Source organism: Piscinibacter defluvii (assembly GCF_004011805.1).
In the GTDB taxonomy this organism is placed as follows: Bacteria; Pseudomonadota; Gammaproteobacteria; order Burkholderiales; family Burkholderiaceae_C; genus Piscinibacter; species Piscinibacter defluvii.
Genome location: NZ_RCHJ01000042.1, coordinates 1 through 16,622, shown reverse-complemented (window position 1 = coordinate 16,622; position 16,622 = coordinate 1). Strand labels below are relative to the sequence as shown.

Here is a 16,622-nt window from a genome sequence, read left to right as displayed (position 1 = left end):
TGACCAATCGTCCCCACGTTCACGTGCGGCTTGGTCCGCTCGAATTTGCCTTTTGACATGTCGTGCTCCGAATCAAAGAACGGTGATCCAGTGGGTCGGTTTTAGGTCTCCGCCGCACCCGGGATCCGCCGGCCACTGGCAGCCGGCGGCGGTCGCGGCGAAGACCGGCGCGCTTACTTGCTGCGCGCGGTGATGATCGCGTCGGCGACGTTCTTCGGCGCCTCGCTGTAGTGCTTGAACTCCATCGTGTACGTCGCACGGCCCTGCGACATCGAGCGCAGCGTCGTCGAGTAGCCGAACATCTCCGACAGCGGCACCTCGGCCTTGATGACCTTGCCGCCGCCGGGCATGTCGTCCATGCCCTGCACCATGCCGCGGCGGGACGACAGGTCGCCCATCACCGAGCCGGCATAGTCTTCCGGCGTCTCGACTTCCACGGCCATCATCGGCTCGAGGATCACCGGGCTGGCCTTGCGGCAGGCTTCCTTGAAGCCGAGCGACGCGGCCATCTTGAACGCGTTTTCCGACGAGTCCACCTCGTGGTAGGAGCCGAAGGTCAGCGTGACCTTGACGTCCACCACCGGATAGCCGGCCAGCACGCCGTTGGGCAGCGAGTCGATCACGCCCTTCTCGACGGCCGGGATGAACTCGCGCGGCACGACGCCGCCCTTGATCGCGTCGACAAACTCGAAGCCCTTGCCCGGCTCCTGCGGCTCGACCGAGAACACCACGTGGCCGTACTGGCCCTTGCCGCCGGACTGGCGCACGAACTTGCCTTCGACATCGGTCACCGGCTTGCGGATCGTCTCGCGGTAGGCCACCTGCGGCTTGCCGACGTTGGCTTCCACGCCGAACTCGCGCTTCATGCGGTCGACGATGATCTCCAGGTGCAGCTCGCCCATGCCGGAGATGATGGTCTGGCCCGACTCCTCGTCGGTGCGCAGGCGGAACGACGGGTCTTCCTGCGCCAGGCGACCCAGCGCAATGCCCATCTTCTCCTGGTCGGCCTTGGTCTTGGGCTCGACGGCCTGCGAGATCACCGGCTCGGGGAAGACCATCTTCTCGAGCGTGATGATGCTGTCCGGATCGCACAGCGTCTCGCCGGTCGTGACGTCCTTCAGGCCCACGCAGGCGGCGATGTCACCGGCCAGGATCTCCTTGATCTCCTCGCGCTGGTTGGCGTGCATCTGCAGGATCCGGCCGATGCGCTCCTTCTTGCCGCGGATCGGGTTGTAGACCGAGTCGCCGCTCTTCAACACGCCCGAGTAGACGCGCACGAAGGTCAGCTGGCCGACGTACGGGTCGGTCATCAGCTTGAACGCGAGCGCCGAGAACTTCTCGCCGTCGTCGGCCTTGCGCGAAGCCGGCTTCTCGTCGTCGTCGGTGCCCGACACCGGCGGGATGTCCACCGGCGAGGGCAGGAACTCGATGACGGCGTCGAGCATGCGCTGCACGCCCTTGTTCTTGAAGGCCGTGCCGCACAGCATCGGCTGGATCTCGGTGGCGATGGTGCGCGTGCGCAGGCCGAGCTTGATCTCGTCCTCGGTCAGCTCACCCGACTCGAGGTACTTGTTCATCAGGTCCTCGGACGCCTCGGCCGCGGCCTCGATCATGTTCTCGCGCCACTTCTGCGCCTCGGCCTCGAGCTCCGCCGGGATCGCCTGGTACTCGAACTTCATGCCCTGCGAGGCCTCGTCCCAGATGATCGCCTTCATCTTGAACAGGTCCACCACGCCCCTGAAGTTCTCCTCCGCGCCGATCGGAATGACGACCGGCACGGGGTTGGCCTTCAGGCGCGACTTCATCTGGTCGTAGACCTTGAAGAAGTTGGCGCCGGTGCGGTCCATCTTGTTGACGAACGCGAGGCGCGGCACCTTGTACTTGTTGGCCTGGCGCCAGACGGTCTCGGACTGCGGCTGCACGCCGCCCACGGCGCAGTACACCATGCACGCGCCGTCGAGCACGCGCATCGAGCGCTCGACCTCGATGGTGAAGTCGACGTGCCCCGGGGTGTCGATGATGTTGAAGCGGTGCTCCGGGAAGTTCATGTCCATCCCGCGCCAGAAGCAGGTCGTCGCGGCCGACGTGATCGTGATGCCGCGCTCCTGCTCCTGCTCCATCCAGTCCATCGTCGCGGCGCCGTCGTGCACCTCACCGATCTTGTGGTTCACACCGGTGTAGTACAGGATGCGCTCGGTGGTCGTCGTCTTGCCGGCGTCGATGTGCGCCGAGATGCCGATGTTGCGATAGCGCTCGATGGGGGTCTTGCGGGCCATGGTTCACTCCAAATACGTGGGCCGCTCGCGGGTTCGTACAAACCCGAAGAGCGGCCGAGGATGCTGCAGGCTGTTGGCCTGGGTCAGAAGCGGAAGTGCGAGAACGCCTTGTTGGCCTCGGCCATGCGGTGCACTTCGTCGCGCTTCTTCATCGCACCACCGCGGCCTTCGACGGCCTCCAGCAGTTCGTTGGCGAGGCGCTGCGCCATCGACTTCTCGCCGCGCTTGCGCGCCGATTCCTTCAGCCAGCGCATCGCCAGCGCGACGCGGCGCACGGGGCGAACTTCCACGGGAACTTGGTAGTTCGCACCGCCGACGCGGCGGGACTTGACCTCGACCATCGGCTTGATGTTGTTCAGCGCGATGTTGAAGATCTCCAGCGGGTCCTTGCCCGACTTCTTCTCGACGGTATCCAGCGCGCCATAGATGATCCGCTCGGCGACCGCCTTCTTGCCGGATTCCATGATGACGTTCATGAACTTCGAGAGTTCGACGGACCCGAACTTCGGATCGGGGAGGATGTCCCGCTTCGGGACTTCGCGACGACGTGGCATTTCTCTCTTCCTTTGCTTCAGCTGGCGCGGGCTTTCGCTGCGCCTCGAAGGGCCATCCGGACCCTTCGCTTACTTTGCGTTGCCGGCCTCCGGGCCGGCTGTCGGTGCGGCGTGGGATTACGCCTTCTTGGGCCGCTTGGCGCCGTACTTCGAACGGGCCTGCTTGCGATCCTTCACGCCCTGCAGGTCCAGCGAGCCGCGCACGATGTGGTAGCGCACGCCCGGCAGGTCCTTCACGCGGCCGCCGCGCACCAGCACCACCGAGTGCTCCTGCAGGTTGTGGCCTTCGCCGCCGATGTAGGAGATGACCTCGAAGCCGTTGGTCAGGCGCACCTTGGCGACCTTGCGCAGCGCCGAGTTCGGCTTCTTCGGGGTGGTGGTATAGACGCGGGTGCAGACCCCGCGGCGCTGCGGCGAGTTCTGCATCGCCGGCGACTTGGACTTCGTGGCCTCGACCTGGCGGCCGTGGCGCACGAGCTGGTTGATGGTGGGCATGGCTTGACTTGTTCCCGTGTGAAGTCTTACTTCATCCGCAGTTCCGACCACAGGCACGTGATCAAGCGCCCAACAATGGGCGCAGCAGAATCTGCCGAAAAGCCCGCGATTATATTCGGCCGCTCACCGGCTCGCAAGGAAGGCCTTGACCCGCGCTGCTTCGATCCTCGTGCTGGATACCAACGTGGTGCTCGACTGGCTGGTGTTCCGGGACCCGTCGAGCACGCCGCTGGCCGAGGCGCTGGCCGGGCAGCGGGCCGAATGGCTCGCCTGCGCCGCCATGCGAACCGAACTGGAGCATGTGCTCACTCGCGCTGTACTCGATCGCTGGCAGCTGGACGCCACGGCGGTTCTGGCCCAGTGGGACCGTTGGGCGCGCCTCGTGGACTGCCCACCCGCTGCCCCCGGCGGCCTGCGCTGCAGCGACCCGGACGACCAGGTCTTCCTCGATCTGGCCTTCGCCGGCGAAGCCCAGGCGCTCCTCACACGCGACCGGGCCCTGCTGCGCCTGGCCCGCGCCGCCGGGCGGCGCGGCCTTGCGGTGCTCACGCCGGAGGCCTGGGCGCGCTCAGCCGCGGGCCAGCGCCTCTAGCAGCGCTCGAGCCGTCGCAACGTTCGTCGCGCAGGGCACGTCGTGCACGTCGCAGGCGCGAACCAGTGCATTGATGTCGGGCTCGTGCGGCTGCGGCGTCATCGGGTCGCGCAGGAACACCACCGCGTCCACCTCGCCGACCGCCAGCCGCGCGCCGATCTGCAGGTCGCCGCCCAGCGGGCCGCTGAGCAGGCACTCGACGGCCAGCCCGACCTCGTCGCGCAAGCGGCTACCGGTGGTGCCGGTGGCCATCAGGGTCTGGGTCGACAGGAAGGCCGCGTGCTCGCGGGCGAGCGCGACCATCGCGTCCTTCTTGCGGTCGTGGGCGATCAGGGCAATGCGCATGCCCGGATGATCCAAGAAAAAAGGGGCGGCCAGAAGCCGCCCCTCGCCTCGAACAGGGTCGGGCCGCCTACTCGGCCGTCTCGCCCGGGTTGCCCGCTGCGGCGGCGTCCACCTGCGCCAGCTGCACGGCGGCCAGCTCCTCGGCCTCCTGCATCGCGATGGCACGGCGCTCGGCATCGTCCATCGCCTCCTTGGCCTTGCGCGCCTCGTGGAACGCCATGCCGGTGCCCGCCGGGATCAGCCGGCCGACGATGACGTTCTCCTTCAGCCCGCGCAGCTCGTCGCGCTTGCCCATGATCGCCGCCTCGGTCAGCACGCGGGTGGTCTCCTGGAACGACGCCGCCGAGATGAACGAGTCGGTCGACAGGGACGCCTTCGTGATGCCCAGCAGCACGTCGGCATGCGTGGCCGGCAGCTTGCCGTCGGCCAGCATCTTGTCGTTCGTGTCCAGCAGCTCGGAGCGCTCCACCTGCTCGCCGGCGATGTAGTGCGTGTCGCCCGGGTTGACGATCTGCACGCGGCGCAGCATCTGGCGAACGATCACCTCGATGTGCTTGTCGTTGATCTTCACGCCCTGCAGGCGGTAGACGTCCTGCACCTCGTCGACGATGTAGCGCGCCAGTTCCTCGATGCCCAGCAGGCGCAGGATGTCCTGCGGGTCCGCCGGGCCGTCGACGATCAGCTCGCCCTTGTTCACCACCTGGCCTTCGTGCACCAGGATGTTCTTCTCCTTGGGCACGAGCTCCTCGTACACCTTGCCGTCCGGATCGGTGATCTGCAGGCGCACCTTGCCCTTGGTCTCCTTGCCGAACGAGACCGTGCCGGTCTGCTCGGCCAGCGTGCCCTTGTCCTTGGGCGAACGCGCCTCGAACAGCTCGGCCACGCGCGGCAGACCGCCGGTGATGTCGCGGGTCTTCTGGCCTTCGACCGGGATGCGCGCCAGCACCTCGCCGGGCATCAGGTCCTGACCGTCGCGGATCTGGATCAGCGCGCCGACCGGGAAGCCGATCGTCACCGAGTGGTCAGTGCCGGGGATCTTCACCTCGTTGCCGCCGGCGTCCAGCAGCTTGACCTGCGGGCGCACGACCTTGGCCGCGCCGCGGCGCTTCGGGTCGATCACCACCAGCGTCGACAGGCCGGTGACCTCGTCGACCTGCTTGGCGACCGTCACGCCCTCCTCGACGTTCTCGAACTTCGCCCGGCCGGCGAACTCGGTGATGATCGGGCGGGTCAGCGGGTCCCAGTTGGCCAGCACCGTGCCGGCCTTGATCTGCTGGTCGGCCTTGACCGACAGCAGCGCGCCGTACGGCACCTTGTGGCGCTCGCGCTCGCGGCCGTGGGCGTCGGAGATGATGATCTCGCCCGAACGCGAGATCACCACCAGCTCGCCCTTGCCGTTGGTCACGTAGCGCATCGTCGGGTTGAAGCCCACGATACCGTCGCTCTTGGCGTCCACGCTCGAGGCCACCGCCGCGCGCGAGGCCGCGCCGCCGATGTGGAAGGTGCGCATCGTCAGCTGCGTGCCCGGCTCGCCGATCGACTGCGCCGCGATCACGCCGATCGCCTCGCCGCGGTTGACGATGCCGCCACGGCCCAGGTCGCGGCCGTAGCACTTGGCGCACAGGCCGAAGCGCGTGCCGCAGGTCAGCGCAGTGCGCACCTTGACCTCGTCGACGCCGGCGGCCTCGAGGTCGTCGAGCGCGTCCTCGTCGAGCATCTGGCCGGCGTTGACGAGCACCTCCTGGGTTTCGGGGTGCTGCACCTCGATGGCCGCGACGCGGCCGAGGATGCGGTCGCGCAGCGACTCGATCACCTCGCCGCCTTCCACCAGCGCGCGCATGTTCATGCCGTTCTGCGTGCCGCAGTCGTCCTCGGTGATCACGAGGTCCTGCGTCACGTCGACCAGGCGGCGCGTCAGGTAGCCGGAGTTCGCGGTCTTCAGCGCCGTGTCGGCCAGGCCCTTGCGGGCGCCGTGCGTCGAGATGAAGTACTGCAGGACGTTCAGGCCCTCGCGGAAGTTCGCGGTGATCGGCGTCTCGATGATCGAGCCGTCCGGCTTGGCCATCAGGCCGCGCATGCCCGCGAGCTGGCGGATCTGCGCCGCCGAGCCGCGCGCACCCGAGTCGGCCATCATGTAGATGGAGTTGAACGACTCCTGGTCGACTTCCTTGCCGTTGCGGTCCACCACCTTCTGCTTGGCGAGCTGGCTCATCATCACCTTGCCCACCTCGTCGCCGGTCTTGCCCCAGATATCGACGACCTTGTTGTAGCGCTCACCGGCGGTCACGAGACCCGAGACGTACTGCTGCTCGATCTCCTTGACCTCCTTCTCGGCGCGCTCGATCAGGCCGTGCTTCTCCTTGGGCACCAGCATGTCGTCGATGGCGATCGAGATGCCGGCACGCGTGGCAAGGCGGAAGCCGTTCTGCAGCAGCTTGTCGGCGAAGACCACCGTCTCCTTCAGGCCGCACTTGCGGAAGGAGGCGTTGATCAGCTTGGAGATCTCCTTCTTCTTCAGCGCCTTGTTGATGTTGCTGAAGGGCAGGCCCTTGGGCAGGATCTCCGACAGCAGCGCGCGGCCGACCGTGGTGTCCACGAGCTTGGTCTCGGGCGCGAACTCGCCCGTGTCCTTGACCCTGTTCCACTCGGTCAGGCGCACGCTGATCTTGGCGGTGATCTCCACCACGCCGTTGTCCAGCGCGCGCTGCAGTTCGGGCAGGCCCGAGAACACCATGCCTTCGCCGCGGCCGTTGGTGCGCTCGCGGGTGGCGTAGTACAGGCCCAGCACCACGTCCTGGCTCGGAACGATCGACGGTTCGCCGTTGGCCGGGAACAGCACGTTGTTGGTCGCCAGCATCAGCGTGCGGGCTTCCATCTGCGCCTCGATCGACAGCGGCACGTGCACGGCCATCTGGTCGCCGTCGAAGTCGGCGTTGAAGGCCGAGCAGACCAGCGGATGCAGCTGGATCGCCTTGCCTTCGATCAGCACCGGCTCGAAGGCCTGGATGCCCAGGCGGTGCAGCGTCGGCGCGCGGTTCAGCAGGACCGGGTGCTCCTTGATCACCTCTTCGAGGATGTCCCACACCACCGGCGTGCCGCTCTCGACTTCCTTCTTCGCCGCCTTGATGGTGGTGGCGATGCCCATCGCCTCCAGCCGGCTGAAGATGAAGGGCTTGAACAGCTCCAGCGCCATCAGCTTGGGCAGGCCGCACTGGTGCAGCTTGAGCGTCGGGCCGACCACGATGACCGAACGGCCCGAGTAGTCGACGCGCTTGCCCAGCAGGTTCTGGCGGAAGCGGCCGCTCTTGCCCTTGATCATGTCGGCCAGCGACTTCAGCGCGCGCTTGTTCGCGCCGGTCATGGCCTTGCCGCGGCGGCCGTTGTCGAGCAGCGAGTCGACGGCCTCCTGCAGCATCCGCTTCTCGTTGCGGACGATGATCTCCGGCGCCTTCAGCTCCAGCAGCCGCGCGAGGCGGTTGTTGCGGTTGATGACGCGGCGGTACAGGTCGTTCAGGTCGGAGGTCGCGAAGCGGCCGCCGTCCAGCGGGACGAGCGGGCGCAGGTCCGGCGGCAGCACCGGCAGCACGTCCATCACCATCCAGCTCGGCTTGATGCCCGACTTCTTGAAGGCCTCCATCACCTTCAGGCGCTTGGAGTTCTTCTTGACCTTCAGCTCGCTGCCGGTCATGTCGTTGCGCAGCTTGTCGATCTCGATGTCGAGATCGATCTCCTCGAGCAGCTTCTTGATGCCCTCGGCGCCCATCAGCGCGATGAACTCGTCACCGTACTCGGTGCGCTTCGCGTCGTAGTCGTCCTCGGACATGATGCTGAACTTCTTCAGCGGGGTCATGCCGGGGTCGACCACCACGTAGGCTTCGAAGTACAGCACGCGCTCGATGTCGCGCAGCGTCATGTCGAGCACGAGGCCCAGGCGCGACGGCAACGACTTCAGGAACCAGATGTGCGCGCACGGCGCGGCCAGGTCGATGTGACCCATGCGCTCGCGGCGCACCTTGGTCTGCGTGACCTCGACGCCGCACTTCTCGCAGATCACGCCACGGTGCTTCAGGCGCTTGTACTTGCCGCACAGGCACTCGTAGTCCTTGATCGGCCCGAAGATCTTGGCGCAGAACAGGCCGTCGCGCTCGGGCTTGAAGGTCCGGTAGTTGATGGTCTCCGGCTTCTTCACCTCGCCGAACGACCAGGAACGGATCTTCTCCGGGGAAGCCAGTCCGATCTTGATGGCATCGAAATGCTCATCGGGCGTGAACTGGCGGAACAGATCGAGCAAACCCTTCATCTTTCAATCCCCTTCGAATCAGTTGCGCTCGAGCTCGATATCGATACCGAGCGAACGGATTTCCTTCACCAGCACGTTGAACGACTCCGGCATGCCGGCCTCGATCGAGTGCTCGCCCTTGACGATGTTCTCGTACACCTTGGTGCGGCCGTTCACGTCGTCGGACTTGACGGTCAGCATCTCCTGCAGGATGTACGAGGCGCCGTAGGCTTCGAGTGCCCAGACTTCCATCTCGCCGAAGCGCTGGCCGCCGAACTGCGCCTTGCCGCCCAGCGGCTGCTGCGTGACGAGGCTGTACGGGCCCGTGGAGCGCGCGTGCATCTTGTCGTCGACGAGGTGGTGCAGCTTCAGCACGTGCATGTAGCCCACCGTCACCGGCCGCTCGAAGGCCTCGCCGGTGCGCCCGTCGTGCAGGATGGCCTGCGTGCGGGTGTCGGTCAGGCCCTTGGCGCGGGCGATGTCGTCCGGGTAGGCGAGCTTGAGCATCGCGCGGATCTCCTGCTCGGCCGCGCCGTCGAACACCGGCGTCGCGAAGGGCACGCCCTTGGCGAGGTTGCCGGCCATCTCGACGATCTCGGCGTCGCTCAGGTTGTCCAGCCGCTCGGTCTTGCCGCCCGACTTGTTGTAGAGCTCGTCGAGGAACTTGCGCAGTTCGGCCACCTTGGCCTGCTGCTGCAGCAGGTCGCCGATGCGCTGGCCGATGCCCTTGCCGGCCCAGCCGAGGTGGACCTCGAGCACCTGGCCGACGTTCATCCGCGAGGGCACGCCCAGCGGGTTGAGCACGATGTCGCAGGGCGTGCCGTCGGCCATGTAGGGCATGTCCTCGACCGGCACGATCTTCGACACCACACCCTTGTTGCCGTGGCGGCCGGCCATCTTGTCGCCGGGCTGCAGGCGGCGCTTGACGGCCAGGTACACCTTGACCATCTTCAGCACGCCGGCGGGCAGCTCGTCGCCCTGCGTCAGCTTCTTGCGCTTCTCCTCGAAGGCGAGGTCGAAGCTGTGGCGCGTCTGCTCGAGCGAGTTCTTGATCGACTCGAGCTGGCCGGCGATGTTCTCGTCGGCCGGGCGGATGTCGAACCAGTGGTACTTCTCGACCGAGGCCAGGTAGGCCTTGTCGATCGTCGTGCCCTTGGCGATGCGCTGCGGGCCGCCGTTGGCCACCTGGCCGACGAGCAGCTTCTCGATCCGGTCGAACGCGTCGGCCTCGACGATGCGCAGCTGGTCGTTCAGGTCCAGGCGGTAGCGCTTCAGCTCGTCGTCGATGATCTGCTGGGCACGCTTGTCGCGCGGGATGCCTTCGCGGGTGAAGACCTGCACGTCGATCACCGTGCCGCTGGTGCCCTGGTCGACGCGCAGCGAGGTGTCCTTCACGTCGGACGCCTTCTCGCCGAAGATCGCGCGCAGCAGCTTCTCCTCCGGCGTCAGCGTGGTCTCGCCCTTGGGCGTGACCTTGCCGACCAGCGTGTCGCCGGGGCCGACCTCGGCGCCCACGTACACGATGCCCGATTCATCCAGGCGCGCCAGCTGCTGTTCCGACAGGTTCGGAATGTCGCGCGTGATTTCCTCGGCGCCGAGCTTGGTGTCGCGCGCCATCACGACCAGTTCCTCGATGTGGATCGAGGTGTAGCGGTCGTCGGCGACCACACGCTCCGAGATCAGGATCGAGTCCTCGAAGTTGTAGCCGTTCCAGGGCATGAACGCGACCAGCATGTTCTGGCCGAGCGCCAGCTCGCCGATGTCCGTCGAGGCGCCGTCGGCGATGATGTCCTCGGCCGCCACCTTGTCGCCGCGCTTGACGATCGGGCGCTGGTGGATGTTCGTGTTCTGGTTCGAACGCTGGTACTTGATCAGGTTGTAGATGTCGACGCCGACTTCGCCGGCCACCGTCTCGTTGTCGTTGACGCGGATGACGATGCGGTTGGTGTCGACGTAGTCGACCACGCCGCCGCGGCGCGCCGCCACGACCGTGCCCGAGTCCTTGGCGGCCACCCGCTCGACGCCGGTGCCCACCAGCGCCTTCTCGGGGCGCAGCGTCGGCACCGCCTGGCGCTGCATGTTGGCGCCCATCAGCGCGCGGTTCGCGTCGTCGTGCTCGAGGAACGGCACCAGCGAGGCGGCCACCGAGACGATCTGTGCCGGCGCCACGTCCATGTACTGGATGCGCTCGGGCGAGGTCAGCACCGATTCGCCCTTCTCGCGCGCCGACACCAGCTCGTCGACCAGCTTGCCCGCGGCATCGAGCTGCGCGTTCGCCTGGGCGATCACGTACTTGCCTTCCTCGATGGCCGACAGGTAGTCGATCTGGTTGGTCACCTTGCCGTCGGCCACGCGGCGGTACGGCGTCTCGAGGAAGCCGTATTCGTTGAGCTGCGCGTACAGGGCCAGCGAGTTGATCAGGCCGATGTTCGGGCCTTCCGGCGTCTCGATCGGGCAGACCCGGCCGTAGTGCGTCGGGTGCACGTCGCGCACCTCGAAGCCGGCACGCTCGCGGGTCAGGCCGCCCGGGCCCAGGGCCGAGACGCGCCGCTTGTGCGTGATCTCCGACAGCGGGTTGGTCTGGTCCATGAACTGCGACAGCTGGCTCGCCCCGAAGAACTCCTTCAGCGCCGCGGAGATCGGCTTGGAGTTGATCAGGTCGTGCGGCATCAGCGCCTCGGTCTCGGCCTGGCCCAGACGCTCCTTCACCGCCTTCTCGATGCGGGCGAGGCCCGAGCGGTACTGGTTCTCGGCCAGCTCGCCGACGCAGCGCACGCGGCGGTTGCCGAGGTGGTCGATGTCGTCCACCTCGCCGCGGCCGTTGCGCAGCTCAACGAGGATCTTCACCACGTCGAGGATGTCCTCGTTCGAGAGGGTCATCGCGCCTTCGGGCGTGTCACGGCCGACCCGGGCGTTGAACTTCATGCGGCCGACGCGCGACAGGTCGTAGGTGTCGGCCGAGTAGAACAGGCGATGGAACAGCGCCTCGACCGCGTCCTCGGTCGGCGGTTCGCCGGGGCGCATCATGCGGTAGATGGCCACGCGCGCGGCCAGCTGGTCGGCGGTTTCGTCCGAGCCGAGCGTCTGGCTGATGTAGGCGCCTTCGTCCAGCTCGTTGGTGTACAGGCAGGGGATCTCCTTGATCCCGGCCGCGCGCAGCTTCTTCAGCAGCGAATCGGTGAGCTCGTCGTTGGCCTTGGCGACGATCTCTCCGGTGTCGGCGTCGACGATGTTGCGTGCGATCACGCGGCCGACCAGGAAGTCCTCCGGCACGCTGATGAACTGCGTCTGGCTCTGCTCGAGCGCGCGCACGTGGCGCGCGGTGATGCGCTTGTCCTTCTCGACGATCACGTTGCCCGACTTGTCGGTGATGTCGAAGCGCGCGATCTCGCCGCGGATGCGGTCGGCGACGAACTCCATCTGCGCGCCCGAATCCATCAGGCGGAAGTTGTCGAAGACGAAGAAGTTGGCCAGGATCTGCTCAGGGTTCAGGCCGATGGCCTTGAGCAGGATCGTCACCGGCATCTTGCGGCGGCGGTCGACGCGGAAGTAGAGGATGTCCTTCGGGTCGAACTCGAAGTCCAGCCAGGAGCCGCGGTAGGGGATGATGCGCGCGCTGAACAGCAGCTTGCCCGAGCTGTGCGTCTTGCCCTTGTCGTGCTCGAAGAACACGCCCGGCGAGCGGTGCAGCTGCGAGACGATCACGCGCTCGGTGCCGTTGACGATGAACGAGCCGTAGTCGGTCATGAGCGGCACTTCGCCCATGTAGACCTCCTGCTCCTTGATCTCCTTGACCGTCTTGGCCTGCGGCGACTCGCGGTCGTAGATGATCATCTGCAGCTTGGCGCGCACCGCGGCGGCGTAGGTCAGGCCGCGCTGCTGGCACTCCCGCGTGTCGAACGCGGGCTTGGCCATGTTGTATTCGATGAACTTCATCTCCACGAACCCGTTGTGCGAGACGATCGGGAACGCGGACAGGAAGGCAGCCTGCAGCCCCTCGGGCTTGCGCTTCTGCGGCGGGACGTCCTTCTGCAGGAAGGCCACGTACGATTCCTTCTGCATCGTCAGCAGATAGGGGACGTTGAGAACACTCTCGCGCTTGCCGAAGCTCTTGCGGATGCGCTTGCGCTCGGTATAGCTGTAGGGGGTGGTGTGCTGCGCCATAAGGACTCCGTCTCAGGACCACCCGCCCGGCCTAGGCAGCTGATCCATCGGCGACTGTCTTTCCGGGCATTGCGCCCGAAAGCTTGGTGGCAGGCCACTACCTGCCGCTGGCGGACAACCGAGGCATTGCACCCCAGCCCGACCAAACCCGTTCCCTGCAGTCGGATCAGAGAACACTGCGAAACGCGGCCCGCCGCGTTTCGCGCTGCTCTCCGCGGACCGCTTGCGCGGTGCCGCCGAGAAGGGGTCGGCCCAAGCCGACCCCGCCTTCGTCCTGATTACTTCAGTTCCGCCTTGGCGCCGGCATCCACCAGCTTCTTCATGGCGGCCTCGGCGTCGGCCTTGGCGATGCCTTCCTTGACGGGCTTCGGCGCGCCGTCGACCAGGTCCTTGGCCTCCTTCAGGCCCAGGCCGGTGATCTCGCGAACGGCCTTGATGACCGACACCTTGTTGGCGCCGGCTTCCAGCAGCATCACCGTGAACTCGGTCTTCTCCTCGGCCGGGGCGGCCGCGGCACCGCCGCCGCCACCGGCGGCCGGCGCGGCCATCGCCGCGGCGGAGACGCCGAACTTCTCTTCGATCGCCTTCACCAGGTCGTTGAGTTCCATGACGGACATGGAGTCCATCGCGGCCAGGAATGCGTCCTTGTCGAATGCCATTTGATTTACCTCGAAACGGTCAGAGTCTTGAATGAATGGATGTCGTCGTCTTCAGGCAGCCGGGGCTTCGGCAGGAGCGCCGCCGCCCTTCTTCTCGGCCACCGCCGCCAGCACGCCGGCCAGTCGCTGGATCGGCGACTTGAGCAGGCCGGCCACCTGGGCGATCAGCACCTCGCGCGCCGGGATGGCGGCGAGGGCCTTCACGCCGTCGGCGTTGAGCGGCTTGCCGGCATAGGCGCCGGCCTTGATGACGAGCTTGTCGTTGCCCTTGGCAAAGTCGGCAATGACTTTGGCCGCGGCGACGGCATCCTCGGAAAAGCCGTAGATCAGCGGGCCGACCATCGCCTCCTGGGCCACCTCGAACGGCGTGCCGGCGACGGCGCGACGGGCCAGCGTGTTCTTCAGCACGTGAAGGTACACGCCACGCTCGCGCGCCTGCTTGCGCAGCGCGTCCAGGTGAGCCACGGTGAGGCCACGGTACTCGGCCAGCGCGAGCGTCTGCGAACGGGCCACTTGCGCGGACACGTCCGAGACGACGGCTGCCTTCTCGTTGCGGTTGAGACTCAAGGTCTACTCCTCACATCGTGCGGTTCGGCGTCACCGCCTCCCCGCACACCACGTTTCAGCGACCTTCCGTTTCGGGACTCTCATCCGTTCACGGCGGGACCGCCATCTGCGCTGGCCATTAAGCGGATCTCGCGACCCGCACCAGCGGTCTTGGACGGCCCGGGCGCCCCTCGCGGCACGCCCGGCCCACCAAAATCTGCTTACTGCTGCACCGGCGCCGCGTTGATGGTCGCGACGTCGACCCGGGCGCCCACGCCCATCGTCGACGACACCGCCACCTTGCGCAGGTAGATGCCCTTGCTCGAGGCCGGCTTGGCCTTGTTCAGCGCCTCGATCAGCGCACGCAGGTTGCCCGCGAGCTTGTCGGAATCGAACGAGCGGCGACCGATGGTCGCGTGGATGATCCCGGCCTTGTCGACGCGGAACTGCACCTGGCCGGCCTTGGCGTTCTTCACCGCGGTGGCCACGTCCGGCGTCACGGTGCCGACCTTCGGGTTCGGCATCAGGCCGCGCGGGCCCAGCACCTGGCCGAGCGTACCGACGATGCGCATGGTGTCCGGCGAGGCGATCACCACGTCGAAGTCCATGTTGCCCGCCTTGATGCTGGCGGCCAGGTCGTCCATGCCGACGATGTCGGCGCCGGCGGCCTTGGCCTCCTCGGCCTTGGCGCCCTGGGCGAACACGGCGACGCGCTTGGTCTTGCCGGTGCCGTTGGGCATCACGACCGCGCCGCGCACGACCTGGTCGGACTTCTTGGCGTCGATGCCGAGTTGCACGGCGACGTCGATCGACTCGTCGAACTTGGCGGTGGCGCATTCCTTGACGATCGCCAGCGCGTTGTCCAGCGGATAGAGCTTGGTGCTCTCGACCTTGCCCTGCAGGGCCTTCTGGCGCTTGGTGAGCTTGGCCATGGTCAGACTCCTTCCACCGTGATGCCCATCGAACGGGCCGAGCCGGCGATGGTGCGGACCGCGGCGTCCAGGTCGGCGGCGGTCAGGTCCTTCATCTTGGTCTTGGCGATCTCCTCGACCTGCGCACGCGTCAGCTTGCCCACCTTGTCGAGGTGCGGCTTCTGCGAACCCTTGTCGACCTTGGCCGCCTTCTTGATCAGCACGGTGGCCGGCGGGGTCTTGAGGAGGAAGGTGAACGACTTGTCCGCGAACGCGGTGATCACCACCGGCAGCACGAGGCCCGGCTCCATGCCCTGGGTCTGCGCGTTGAACGCCTTGCAGAACTCCATGATGTTCAGGCCGCGCTGACCCAGCGCGGGACCGATCGGCGGCGACGGGTTCGCCTTGCCGGCCGGCACTTGCAGCTTGATGTAGCCGACGATCTTCTTGGCCATGTTGGCTCCTTGGCGAGTGCAAGCGCACGGTATTCAGCCGTGCTCCTCGCGTCCTTCGACCCTGTGTGGTGACGCGCTGACCGGGGTCGTGACGGTCAGCGCCCGAACAATCAGACCTTCTCGACCTGCGAGAAATCGAGCTCGACCGGCGTGGCGCGGCCGAAAATGGTGACCGACACACGCACCTTGGACTTGTCGTAGTTGACGTCCTCGATCGCGCCGTTGAAGTCGGTGAACGGGCCTTCCTTGACCCGCACCATCTCGCCGACCGACCACTCGACCTTGGGGCGCGGCTTCTCCACGCCTTCCTGCATCTGGTGGACGATCTTCAACACCTCGGCTTCCGAGATGGGCACCGGGCGGTTCTTCGCGCCGCCGACGAAACCGGTCACCTTGTTGGTGTGCTTCACCAAGTGCCAGGTGTCGTCGCCCATCTCCATCTCGACCAACACGTAGCCGGGGAAAAAGCGGCGTTCGGTGACGGACTTCTTGCCGTTCTTGAGCTCGACGACCTCTTCCATCGGCACCAGGATGCGGCCGAACTTGCTTTGCAGTTCCGAGCGGTCGATGCGCTCGCGCAGGTTGCGCTCGACCGCCTTCTCCATGCCGGAGTAGGCGTGCACCACGTACCAGCGCTTGTTGTTCGTCGGGGTGACGTTCTCGGCCGTCACGGTGTTGGCGGTGGAATCGCTCATGGCTTGGTCCTCAACGCTTCCAGCCCAGGATCAGGTCGTACAGCACCCACTCCAACGTCTTGTCGGTCAGCCACAGGAAGAGCGCCATCACGACGACGAAGGCGAACACGTAGCCGGTCATCTGCATGGCCTCCTTGCGGGTGGGCCAGACGACCTTGCGCACTTCCTTGGCCGAGTCCTGGCCGTAGGCGATCAGCTGCTTGCCGGCTTCGGAGGTGAAGAACACGCCCACCGCGGCGGCCAGCAGCGCGATCAGCGCCACCACGCGCAGCCACAGGTCCTGCTTGCCGAGCGCGTAGAAGGCCGCCACGGCGCCGATCACCAGCACGCCGGCCACGGCCAGCTTGGCCTTGTCGGCACCGCTGGAGACTGTTTCGACTTGAGGATTGGACATGCCAGATTTCACTATGCGGCAGTTGCGTGCCTGATAACGCGGTGCCGCCTTTCAGCAGCAAAGCCCGGAGGGACTTTCGTCGCCTCGCGGGCTGCTGGTGGTGGCAGGGGCAGAGGGGATCGAACCCCCGACCTTCGGTTTTGGAGACCGACGCTCTGCCAGTTGAGCTATGCCCCTGCGCTATCCCTTGCTCGTTACTCGATGATCTTGGCCACGACGCCGGCGCCGACGGTGCGGCCGCCTTCGCGGATCGCGAA

The 16,622-nt window shown here is 66.6% G+C and carries 13 protein-coding genes and 1 tRNA gene; 1 reads left to right on the top strand and 13 read right to left on the bottom strand.

Annotated elements, in window-relative coordinates:
- Nucleotides 1-173 precede the first annotated feature (173 nt).
- From fusA to rpsL, 3 genes are all read right to left on the bottom strand, one after another.
- Entirely contained in the window at nt 174-2,276 is a 2,103-nt protein-coding gene (gene fusA, locus D9C15_RS32065) for an elongation factor G (protein ID WP_128003522.1), read from the bottom strand.
- A gap of 83 nt (nt 2,277-2,359) precedes the next feature.
- On the bottom strand, nt 2,360-2,830 hold the full coding sequence (rpsG, locus tag D9C15_RS32060) for a 30S ribosomal protein S7 (protein WP_112187145.1): 471 nt from the start codon (nt 2,828-2,830) through the stop codon (nt 2,360-2,362).
- Between the two features lie 117 nt (nt 2,831-2,947).
- The gene (rpsL, locus tag D9C15_RS32055; protein WP_128003521.1) at nt 2,948-3,325 is read right to left on the bottom strand and encodes a 30S ribosomal protein S12; all 378 of its coding nucleotides are present in this window, start codon (nt 3,323-3,325) and stop codon (nt 2,948-2,950) included.
- 145 nt (nt 3,326-3,470) lie between these two features.
- On the opposite strand from rpsL, the gene D9C15_RS32050 reads away from it, so the two are divergent.
- Complete coding sequence (locus tag D9C15_RS32050; protein ID WP_128003520.1) at nt 3,471-3,917, top strand: PIN domain-containing protein; 447 nt, start codon at nt 3,471-3,473, stop codon at nt 3,915-3,917.
- Here the strand turns inward: D9C15_RS32050 and D9C15_RS32045 are convergent.
- The 10 genes from D9C15_RS32045 to D9C15_RS32000 all read right to left on the bottom strand — a co-directional run bounded on the left by D9C15_RS32045 (nt 3,894) and on the right by D9C15_RS32000 (nt 16,542).
- The gene (locus tag D9C15_RS32045) at nt 3,894-4,262 is read right to left on the bottom strand and encodes a methylglyoxal synthase (RefSeq protein WP_128003519.1); all 369 of its coding nucleotides are present in this window, start codon (nt 4,260-4,262) and stop codon (nt 3,894-3,896) included. The two genes, D9C15_RS32050 and D9C15_RS32045, sit on opposite strands and share 24 nt — an antisense overlap.
- A 67-nt stretch (nt 4,263-4,329) precedes the next feature.
- Nucleotides 4,330-8,562 (bottom strand): DNA-directed RNA polymerase subunit beta', encoded by a 4,233-nt coding sequence (gene rpoC, locus D9C15_RS32040; protein ID WP_128003518.1) that lies wholly within the window; start codon nt 8,560-8,562, stop codon nt 4,330-4,332.
- An 18-nt stretch (nt 8,563-8,580) separates the two neighbouring features.
- The gene (rpoB, locus tag D9C15_RS32035; protein ID WP_128003517.1) at nt 8,581-12,705 is read right to left on the bottom strand and encodes a DNA-directed RNA polymerase subunit beta; all 4,125 of its coding nucleotides are present in this window, start codon (nt 12,703-12,705) and stop codon (nt 8,581-8,583) included.
- A gap of 278 nt (nt 12,706-12,983) precedes the next feature.
- A complete protein-coding gene (gene rplL / locus D9C15_RS32030) occupies nt 12,984-13,364 on the bottom strand; it encodes a 50S ribosomal protein L7/L12 (protein WP_128003516.1) in 381 nt (126 codons plus the stop codon).
- Nucleotides 13,365-13,415: 51 nt separating this feature from the next.
- On the bottom strand, nt 13,416-13,931 hold the full coding sequence (gene rplJ / locus D9C15_RS32025; RefSeq protein WP_128003515.1) for a 50S ribosomal protein L10: 516 nt from the start codon (nt 13,929-13,931) through the stop codon (nt 13,416-13,418).
- Between the two features lie 200 nt (nt 13,932-14,131).
- On the bottom strand, nt 14,132-14,842 hold the full coding sequence (rplA, locus tag D9C15_RS32020) for a 50S ribosomal protein L1 (RefSeq protein ID WP_128003514.1): 711 nt from the start codon (nt 14,840-14,842) through the stop codon (nt 14,132-14,134).
- A gap of 2 nt (nt 14,843-14,844) precedes the next feature.
- Complete coding sequence (gene rplK / locus D9C15_RS32015) at nt 14,845-15,276, bottom strand: 50S ribosomal protein L11 (protein WP_128003513.1); 432 nt, start codon at nt 15,274-15,276, stop codon at nt 14,845-14,847.
- Between the two features lie 110 nt (nt 15,277-15,386).
- Entirely contained in the window at nt 15,387-15,971 is a 585-nt protein-coding gene (gene nusG / locus D9C15_RS32010) for a transcription termination/antitermination protein NusG (protein ID WP_112187126.1), read from the bottom strand.
- A gap of 10 nt (nt 15,972-15,981) precedes the next feature.
- A complete protein-coding gene (gene secE, locus D9C15_RS32005; RefSeq protein WP_128003512.1) occupies nt 15,982-16,365 on the bottom strand; it encodes a preprotein translocase subunit SecE in 384 nt (127 codons plus the stop codon).
- Between the two features lie 101 nt (nt 16,366-16,466).
- Nucleotides 16,467-16,542 (bottom strand) — tRNA-Trp (locus tag D9C15_RS32000).
- Nucleotides 16,543-16,622: the final 80 nt, after the last annotated feature.

What these genes read in the sequence shown, in the direction of transcription:
- rplK (WP_128003513.1), bottom strand. Translation starts at nt 15,276, where the DNA reads ATGGCCAAGAAGATCGTCGGCTACATCAAGCTGCAAGTGCCGGCCGGC.
- rpoC (WP_128003518.1), bottom strand. Translation starts at nt 8,562, where the DNA reads ATGAAGGGTTTGCTCGATCTGTTCCGCCAGTTCACGCCCGATGAGCAT.
- D9C15_RS32045 (WP_128003519.1), bottom strand. Translation starts at nt 4,262, where the DNA reads ATGCGCATTGCCCTGATCGCCCACGACCGCAAGAAGGACGCGATGGTC.
- rpoB (WP_128003517.1), bottom strand. Translation starts at nt 12,705, where the DNA reads ATGGCGCAGCACACCACCCCCTACAGCTATACCGAGCGCAAGCGCATC.
- rpsG (WP_112187145.1), bottom strand. Translation starts at nt 2,830, where the DNA reads ATGCCACGTCGTCGCGAAGTCCCGAAGCGGGACATCCTCCCCGATCCG.
- rplL (WP_128003516.1), bottom strand. Translation starts at nt 13,364, where the DNA reads ATGGCATTCGACAAGGACGCATTCCTGGCCGCGATGGACTCCATGTCC.
- rplA (WP_128003514.1), bottom strand. Translation starts at nt 14,842, where the DNA reads ATGGCCAAGCTCACCAAGCGCCAGAAGGCCCTGCAGGGCAAGGTCGAG.
- secE (WP_128003512.1), bottom strand. Translation starts at nt 16,365, where the DNA reads ATGTCCAATCCTCAAGTCGAAACAGTCTCCAGCGGTGCCGACAAGGCC.
- nusG (WP_112187126.1), bottom strand. Translation starts at nt 15,971, where the DNA reads ATGAGCGATTCCACCGCCAACACCGTGACGGCCGAGAACGTCACCCCG.
- fusA (WP_128003522.1), bottom strand. Translation starts at nt 2,276, where the DNA reads ATGGCCCGCAAGACCCCCATCGAGCGCTATCGCAACATCGGCATCTCG.
- rpsL (WP_128003521.1), bottom strand. Translation starts at nt 3,325, where the DNA reads ATGCCCACCATCAACCAGCTCGTGCGCCACGGCCGCCAGGTCGAGGCC.